General features: G+C 71.9%; 8 protein-coding genes. 3 read left to right on the forward strand and 5 right to left on the reverse strand.

Annotation, left to right across the window (positions count from 1 at the left end; translation table 11 throughout):
* Positions 1-335 precede the first annotated feature (335 nt).
* On the forward strand, positions 336-926 hold the full coding sequence (locus tag ACX6XY_RS29740; RefSeq protein WP_460337621.1) for a carboxymuconolactone decarboxylase family protein: 591 nt from the start codon (positions 336-338) through the stop codon (positions 924-926).
* 16 nt (positions 927-942) lie between these two features.
* Here the strand turns inward: ACX6XY_RS29740 and ACX6XY_RS29745 are convergent, their stop codons facing one another.
* The 4 genes from ACX6XY_RS29745 to ACX6XY_RS29760 form a co-directional block, all read right to left on the reverse strand.
* Positions 943-1,686 (reverse strand): hypothetical protein, encoded by a 744-nt coding sequence (locus ACX6XY_RS29745; RefSeq protein WP_460337624.1) that lies wholly within the window; start codon positions 1,684-1,686, stop codon positions 943-945.
* On the reverse strand, positions 1,683-2,240 hold the full coding sequence (locus ACX6XY_RS29750) for a SigE family RNA polymerase sigma factor (protein ID WP_460337627.1): 558 nt from the start codon (positions 2,238-2,240) through the stop codon (positions 1,683-1,685). Before ACX6XY_RS29750 ends, ACX6XY_RS29745 begins: the two co-directional genes overlap by 4 nt.
* A gap of 186 nt (positions 2,241-2,426) precedes the next feature.
* Positions 2,427-3,107 (reverse strand): hypothetical protein, encoded by a 681-nt coding sequence (locus ACX6XY_RS29755; protein ID WP_460337630.1) that lies wholly within the window; start codon positions 3,105-3,107, stop codon positions 2,427-2,429.
* Between the two features lie 139 nt (positions 3,108-3,246).
* Positions 3,247-4,146: a helix-turn-helix transcriptional regulator gene (locus tag ACX6XY_RS29760; RefSeq protein ID WP_460337633.1), complete on the reverse strand. Its 900-nt coding sequence runs from the start codon at positions 4,144-4,146 to the stop codon at positions 3,247-3,249.
* Positions 4,147-4,275: 129 nt separating this feature from the next.
* Between ACX6XY_RS29760 and ACX6XY_RS29765 the strand changes: the two genes are divergently transcribed.
* Entirely contained in the window at positions 4,276-5,097 is an 822-nt protein-coding gene (locus tag ACX6XY_RS29765) for an NAD(P)H-dependent oxidoreductase (RefSeq protein WP_460337636.1), read from the forward strand.
* 114 nt (positions 5,098-5,211) lie between these two features.
* A complete protein-coding gene (locus ACX6XY_RS29770) occupies positions 5,212-5,985 on the forward strand; it encodes a class I SAM-dependent methyltransferase (RefSeq protein ID WP_460337639.1) in 774 nt (257 codons plus the stop codon).
* 33 nt (positions 5,986-6,018) lie between these two features.
* Here ACX6XY_RS29770 and ACX6XY_RS29775 read toward each other — a convergent pair whose 3' ends face one another.
* Positions 6,019-6,381, reverse strand: a complete 363-nt coding sequence (locus ACX6XY_RS29775) for an ArsR/SmtB family transcription factor (RefSeq protein ID WP_460337642.1) — start codon at positions 6,379-6,381, stop codon at positions 6,019-6,021.
* Between the last annotated feature and the right edge of the window lie 207 nt (positions 6,382-6,588).

Genomic DNA, 6,588 nt, shown 5'->3' on the forward strand with positions numbered 1-6,588 from the left:
AACAACGGCAAGCAGGCCGACGGCCGGTACAAGACGGCCCTGTGGACCTTCACCAGCACGGGCGACGGCTTCGGCAACCCGGTGAAGAAGTGGGACAGCATCGCCGACTCCGGCAGCAGCTGGACCTGGAGCAGGATCAACGCCCTCTAGACCAGGCACAAGTTCACCCAGGCCCGAAGATCCACGCCTCCCCAGGGCGTGGATCTTCGGGCCTTCCCCGTGGGCCGCTGGCTGTGGCGTACGTCATACGCGGTCGGCCGTCCTGGTGTGTCACAGACCCGCCTCGGCCGGTGTCTCCATGGCGAAGGCGAGAGATCGCAGAACGAGGAGGAGACATGAGCGGCAACACCAGGATCCCCGCGACTGAGATCACCGGCGTCTACGGGGCTGTGATGAAGACGGGGGCACGGAAGGTGCTCGGCAGGGTGCCCGAGTCGCTCGGAGTGATGTGGCACAACCGTCCGGTGCTGATGGACGGCTTCCGCGCGGGCAGGAAGGCCGAGAAGTGGAAGGAGTGCGACGCGACCCTGAAGTCCTACGCGCACATGGCGGTGACGTCGCTGATCGGCTGCTCGTTCTGCCTCGACTACGGGTACTTCAAGGCGCACAACGAGGGGCTGGACGTGGCGAAGGCACGCGAGGTGCCGCGCTGGCGCGAGTCGGACGTCTTCACGCCGCTGGAGCGGGACGTCATGGAGTACGCGGAGGCGCTGACGCAGACTCCGCCGACCGTCACCGACGAGCTGTCCGGCCGACTGCTCAAGCACCTCGGGGCGCCCGCGCTGATCGAGCTGACCGCGTTCGCCGCGATGGCGAACCAGGCGGCGCGGATGAACGTCGCGCTCGGCATCGAGTCGGAGGGGCTCGCGGCGTCGTGCAGCCTGGCCCCGCTGGCCGAGCCGAGCGGGAAGACAGCGCGGGCGTGACCCCGCTGGACAGGGCCTAGCGTCTCGGCATGCCGCGCAGCTCCGCGACGCGCTTGCCGGTGGTGTCGTAGAGGGTGACGGGGGCGCCGCTGAAGCCCTCGTCGACGGATGTGGTGACGTACCAGGCGCCCCAGCCGGGCTTGCCGGGCAGTTCGACCAGAGCGGCCGTGGCGCGGTCGCCCGTGCCGCTGGTCAGCTCGACGCGGGCGGCGTCCTTCGTGCCGTAGTACAGGCCGGAGTGGAACGTCTGCTCGCCGTCGGACGTCGACTGGTGGCTGATGCCGGGGTCCGCCGGGTCGATGTTGCCGTCCGCGATGCTGCGGAACTGCTCGAACCCCGTCGGGTCCGACCAGTGCTTGCCCTCCTTGGTCAGCCACAGTTTCACGCCCGGCGCGGCGGTCACGCGCTCACCGGGCTTCACCACGGTCGGGGGCTTGGGGGGCGGTGTGCTGGGCGGCGGGCTGGCGGAGGCGGCGGGAGTCGGCGTACGGGTGAGGGCCGGTGGGGTCGCCGGGGCGGAGTGCTCGGGCGGCCGGTCCAGGACGGGGAGCAGCGCCGCGCCCACGGCGGCCGCCGCCAGGGCGCAGCCCGCGGTGAGGGACGCGGCACGCCGCCGGTGGCGGGCGCGGCCCCGCCGTTCCACGTCGGCGAGGGGGACCGGCCCTGGAGTGACGTCGTAGGCGGCTTCCTCGAAGAGCGCGCGGAGCCGTCGGGCGGCCTCGGTGTCGGTCTCGGGGCGCTCGGGCCGCTCGGGGATCATCGCTGGGCTCCGCAGGAGGCTAGGGGGTCGGGGTTCAGCAGCGGGTGGGTGCGCAGCGTCCGCAGCCCGCGCCGGGCGTGGGTCTTGACCGTGCCGATCGAGCAGTTCAGTACGTTCGCGATCTCCTGCTCGTTCAGGTCCTCCCAGTAGCGCAGCACCATCACGGCGCGCTGGCGGGCGGGGAGGTCCGCCAGGGCGCGGAGGAGCGCCGTGCGCTGTTCGACCTCGTCGGCGTGGCCGGGGTGGGCGTGCCGGGCGGAGTCGGGGAGCAGCGGGGTGAGCAGGTGGATGACGCGTTTTCTGCGGTGGCGGCTCAGGTTGTTGTTGATCAGGGCGCGGCGCATGTAGAGGTCGATCTGGTCCGGGGGGATCTTCCGCCAGCGGTGGTAGACCTTGGCCAGGGTCGTCTGCACCAGGTCCTCCGCCTCGTGGAAGTCGCCGGTGAGGAACTGGGCGGTGCGTACGAGGCGCGGCCACGCCACCGCGGCGAACTCGGCGAAGTCGGGGCCGGGACGGGTGGCCTCGGAGGGCAGGGAGACGGACTCGTGCGGCACGGTGTCGTTTCGTCCTCGCGGCGGTCGGAGAGCAGGGGAGCGGGAGAGCAGGGGAGCGGGAGAGCAGGAGAGGCGGAGAGCGGGGGAGGCGGAGACTGCTCGGAGGGGGAGAGAAAGTCGTGGCAGGGTCCGAACCCCTGTACCGGACCCTGCCACAGTCTCAGAAACCCAGTGCGGGCGGCTGGTTCAGGAGGCCGCTCCGGAAAGCCAGCCGTGCGCGGGCAGCTCGTCCAGAAGCTCGCCCTCGCTGTCGTACAGAGAGACGGACAACCGCGGGTGGCTGCCGTCGCGCGTCGGCCCCGTGTGGGCGTACCAGGCGCCCCAGTCGGAGTCGCCGGGCAGTTCGATCAGGCTCGCGGCGGTCTCGTTGCCGTCCTGGTCGGTCAGCACCACGCGGGCGGCGTCCGTCGTGCCGTAGTAGACGCCGGAGTGGAACGCTCCGCTGCGGTCGGACGTCGACTGGTGGCTGACGCCCGGCCGCGAGCGGTCGATGTTGCCGTCCACGACGCTGCGGAACTGCTCGAACCCCGTCGAGTCCGCCCAGTGCTTGCCCTCATCGGTGAGCCACAGCTGCCAGCCCTTGCCCGCCTTCACCCGCTCGCCGGGCTCGACGATCCGCACCGGATCGGCGGTGGGCGCGTCGGCCTCGGCGGCTAGCGCCGCGGCGGGCGCGGCGGACGCGGCGGACGCGGCGGACGCGGGGGCCGCCACCGGGGCGAGTGACGGCTGTGCGGCCGTCGTCGGGGCGGCCAGGGACTCGGCGGTCGGGGGCTCGGCGGCCGGGGGCTCGGCGGTCGCGTACGCCACCGTCGCCGGTACGGCGAACAGCGCGGCGGCGACGGCCGCGGTCAGCACGTACTTCTTCATCCGGGTTCTCCTCGGGTCTTCGGCGTCCGGCTGTCGGAGCGGAACGGGTGGAACGGAACGGAGAGGCGTGGCGCCGCGCCTCCCCACCCCTTCCAACTACGGGTGACCCGGATTCGGATGACACGGAGGGGGAACGAGTTCAGCGAGGGGCGCCCAGGTTGGCGAGCAGGCGGAGATTGTCCTCGTCGACGCTGTCCGGTTCGGGGGTCAGGGTGATCAACTCCTGTCCGGAGCCGTCCGGCAGCGTGAAGCGCTCCTGGTGCAACGTGATCACGCCGACCATCGGATGCCGGAAGCGCTGCTGCCCGTGACCGCGCACGCTGACCTCGGCCGCGGCCCACAGTTCGCTGAACCGGCGGCTGCCGATCGACAGTTCGCCGATGAGCGCGGCCAGCTCCGGGTCGTCGGGGAACTCACCGGCGGCGTGGCGCAGATGGGCCACGGTGTCGGCGGTGCAGGACGACCAGTCGGCGTACCGGTCGAAGCAGTCGGCGTCGAGAAAGATCATCCTGGCCAGATTGCGGTCGCCGACCGGTGTCTGGTCCAGATCGCAGTACAGCAGACCGGCCAGCCGGTTGTACGCCAGCACGTCGATGCGGTGGTTGAGGATCAGCGCCGGATAGTCCGACATCGTGTCGAGGATCCGCCGCAGCTGCGGCCGGACCGTGGCCGGGTAACTGGTCGGCCGCGGCCGCCGGTTGCGCTGCCTGGCCAGCTTGTGCAGGTGCTCGCGGGCCGCGTCGTCGAGTTGCAGCGCCCGCGACAACGCGTCCAACACCTGCTCCGACGGCTGTGTCGCCCGGCCCTGCTCAAGCCGGGTGTAGTAGTCGACGCTCACGCCGGACAGGTGCGCCAGCTCCTCGCGTCGCAGACCGGCCACCCGGCGACGGCCGCCGGTCACGATGCCGACCGACTCGGGTGTCACATGCGCGCGCCGCGACTGCAGGAACGCGCCGAGGTCACCGAGGCCGGTGAGTTCGCTGAGTTCGCTGAGTTCACTGAGGTCGCTGAGGTCTCCGAGTCCTCCGAGATCGTCCATGCGCTCCAGTATGCGGAGGGGCCGCTCGGGCGGGGCGGGGCGAGGGTGGTCCTGTCAGTCCCAGGATCCCGTGTCCGGCGGACAGGCGGTCCCTGGTCGCCGCCCGGAACCGGGCGCAGGATCACTGGCATGAACGTACTGATCGTCTACGCACACCCCGACTCGAACTCGCTGACCGGCGCCCTGAAGGACCTCGCCGTCGACACGCTGCGCGCGGACGGCCACGAGGTCGTGGTCAGCGACCTGCACGCGATGAAGTGGCAGGCGGTCGCCGACTTCAGCGACTTCGGCGACCTCGGAGACTTCGGCGACCTCGGCGGCGACGGCCGCACGGGTCCGGACTTCATGCACGCTTCCGGCGAGGCCTACCGCTCCGGTCGGCTCGCTCGGGACATCCGCGCCGAACAGCAGAAACTGATCGACGCCGACCTGGTCATCCTGCACTTCCCGCTGTGGTGGTTCACCGTGCCCGCGATCCTCAAGGGCTGGATCGACCGGGTGTTCAGCTACGACTTCGCCTACGGCGCGAAGATCCCGCGCTACGGCGCGGGCCCGTTCGTCGGCAAACGCGCCATGCTCGCCACCACCGTGGGCGGCCGGGCCGGGCACTACACCGAGCGGGGAGTCAACGGCCCCATCGGCGATCTGCTCTTCCCGCTCAACCACGGCGTGCTGCACTTCACCGGGTTCGATGTGCTGCCGCCGTTCGTCGAGCACAGCGCCGTACACCTGGACGACCAGCGCTACGCCGAGATCGCCGAACGCTACCGGCGACGCCTCGCCACCGCCTTCACGGCCGAGCCGATCCCGTACCGCTCGGAGTCCGGCGGCGACTACGTCGGCCTGACCCACCAGGACGGCTCGGAGCTGGCACCGGGCCGGGAGTCTCCCGGTGCCAGCGGCTTCGCTCTGCACGTCGCGGACGGAGGCCGCCCCGCTCCTCTCGCCTGAGAGACAGTCCCCAGGGGACGGCGCTGTCGCGCCGGTGGCGCCCGCGGCTGCCGGGGCGGCGGCGGGCGGCCGAACCGGGTCGCGGCGCGCCGGGCCCGCTGCGACGATCACTGTATGAGTGTGAGTCGTACGGCGTCCTTCGACGAGCTGGTCGAAGACGCGGCCGCCGCCCCCGTCGAGGGCTGGGACTTCTCCTGGTTCGAGGGCCGTGCGACCGAGGCGCGGCCCTCCTGGGGCTACCAGCGCGCCATGGGCGAGCGGATGGCGGCGGCCAGGGCCGCGCTGGACATCCAGACCGGTGGCGGCGAGGTGCTCGCGGGCGTGCCGAAGCGGCCGCCGCTGTGCGTCGCCACCGAGGGCTGGCCGCCCAACCTCGCTCGGGCGACCGCGCTGCTGCATCCGCTGGGCACGGTCGTGGTGGCCGCGGCCGAGGAGCCGCCGCTGCCGTTCGCGGACGGCGCGTTCGACCTGGTGGTCAGCCGCCACCCGCAGCGGCCGTACTTCCAGGAGATCGCGCGCCTGCTCCGCCCCGGCGGCACGTACTTCGCGCAGCACGTGGGCCCGGCCAGCGTGTTCGAGCTCGTCGAGTACTTCCTCGGGCCGCAGCCGGAGGACGTACGCCGCGCGCGGCACCCGGAGCTGGAGCTCGCGCAGGCCGAGGCGGCCGGGCTCGACGTGGTGGATCTGCGGATGGAGTGGCTGCGGATGGAGTTCCACGACGTCGGGGCGGTCGTGCACTTCCTGCGCAAGGTGGTCTGGATGGTGCCGGGGTTCACGGTGGACAAGTACCGCGTGCGGCTGCGGGAGCTGCATGAGCGGATCCAGGCCGACGGGCCGTTCGTGGCGCACAGTTCGCGCGTCCTGGTCGACGTGCGGAAGCCGGGGTGAGCGCGGCTACGCGGACTGAGCGGACTGCGCGGGCTACACGGTCTGCGCGGGCTCGTCGTGCAGGCCCAGGCGCAGGTGCTCCACGTGGAACAGCGCCTGGTCGAGCAGTTCCGCCACATGGTGGTCGTACAGCGCGTAGACGATCGAGCGGCCCTGGCGCTCGCCCCTGACCAGGCCCAGGTTGCGCAGCAGCCGCAGCTGGTGGGAGCAGGCGGACTGTTCCATTCCAGCGGCTTCGGCCAGCTCGCCCGCCGCGCAGGGGCCCTCCTGGAGCCGCGCGAGGATACGCAGCCGGGACGGGGTGGCCAGGGCCTGGAGGGTCGCGGCGACGTCGTCGGCGCCCACGGTGTCCAGGCGTTCGCGGGTGGTGCTCTGCTGGTCGACTCCGTGGCCCATGGGTTCATCGTATCGATGCGGCGAAGGCGTCGGCCGGCGCACTGACGCGAATGCATGAAGAGGTGTTCATGCGTTCCTGTATGGTGAGGGGAGTCCATACCGCCCCCTGCCCGTGAAGGGTCTCCTCGCCATGTCCGCAGCTCCGCCCACGGCCGCCACGGCCGCCACGGCCGCCGCGCCCGCCCGCGCGGCGTCCCCGGCCCCGCC

The organism is Streptomyces sp. O3 (assembly GCF_054788135.1).

Bases quoted from the DNA above. Each gene is read 5' to 3' on its own strand.
- ACX6XY_RS29740 (WP_460337621.1), top strand. From the start codon at position 336: ATGAGCGGCAACACCAGGATCCCCGCGACTGAGATCACCGGCGTCTAC.
- ACX6XY_RS29745 (WP_460337624.1), bottom strand. From the start codon at position 1,686: ATGATCCCCGAGCGGCCCGAGCGCCCCGAGACCGACACCGAGGCCGCC.
- ACX6XY_RS29755 (WP_460337630.1), bottom strand. From the start codon at position 3,107: ATGAAGAAGTACGTGCTGACCGCGGCCGTCGCCGCCGCGCTGTTCGCC.
- ACX6XY_RS29760 (WP_460337633.1), bottom strand. From the start codon at position 4,146: ATGGACGATCTCGGAGGACTCGGAGACCTCAGCGACCTCAGTGAACTC.
- ACX6XY_RS29765 (WP_460337636.1), top strand. From the start codon at position 4,276: ATGAACGTACTGATCGTCTACGCACACCCCGACTCGAACTCGCTGACC.
- ACX6XY_RS29770 (WP_460337639.1), top strand. From the start codon at position 5,212: ATGAGTGTGAGTCGTACGGCGTCCTTCGACGAGCTGGTCGAAGACGCG.
- ACX6XY_RS29775 (WP_460337642.1), bottom strand. From the start codon at position 6,381: ATGGGCCACGGAGTCGACCAGCAGAGCACCACCCGCGAACGCCTGGAC.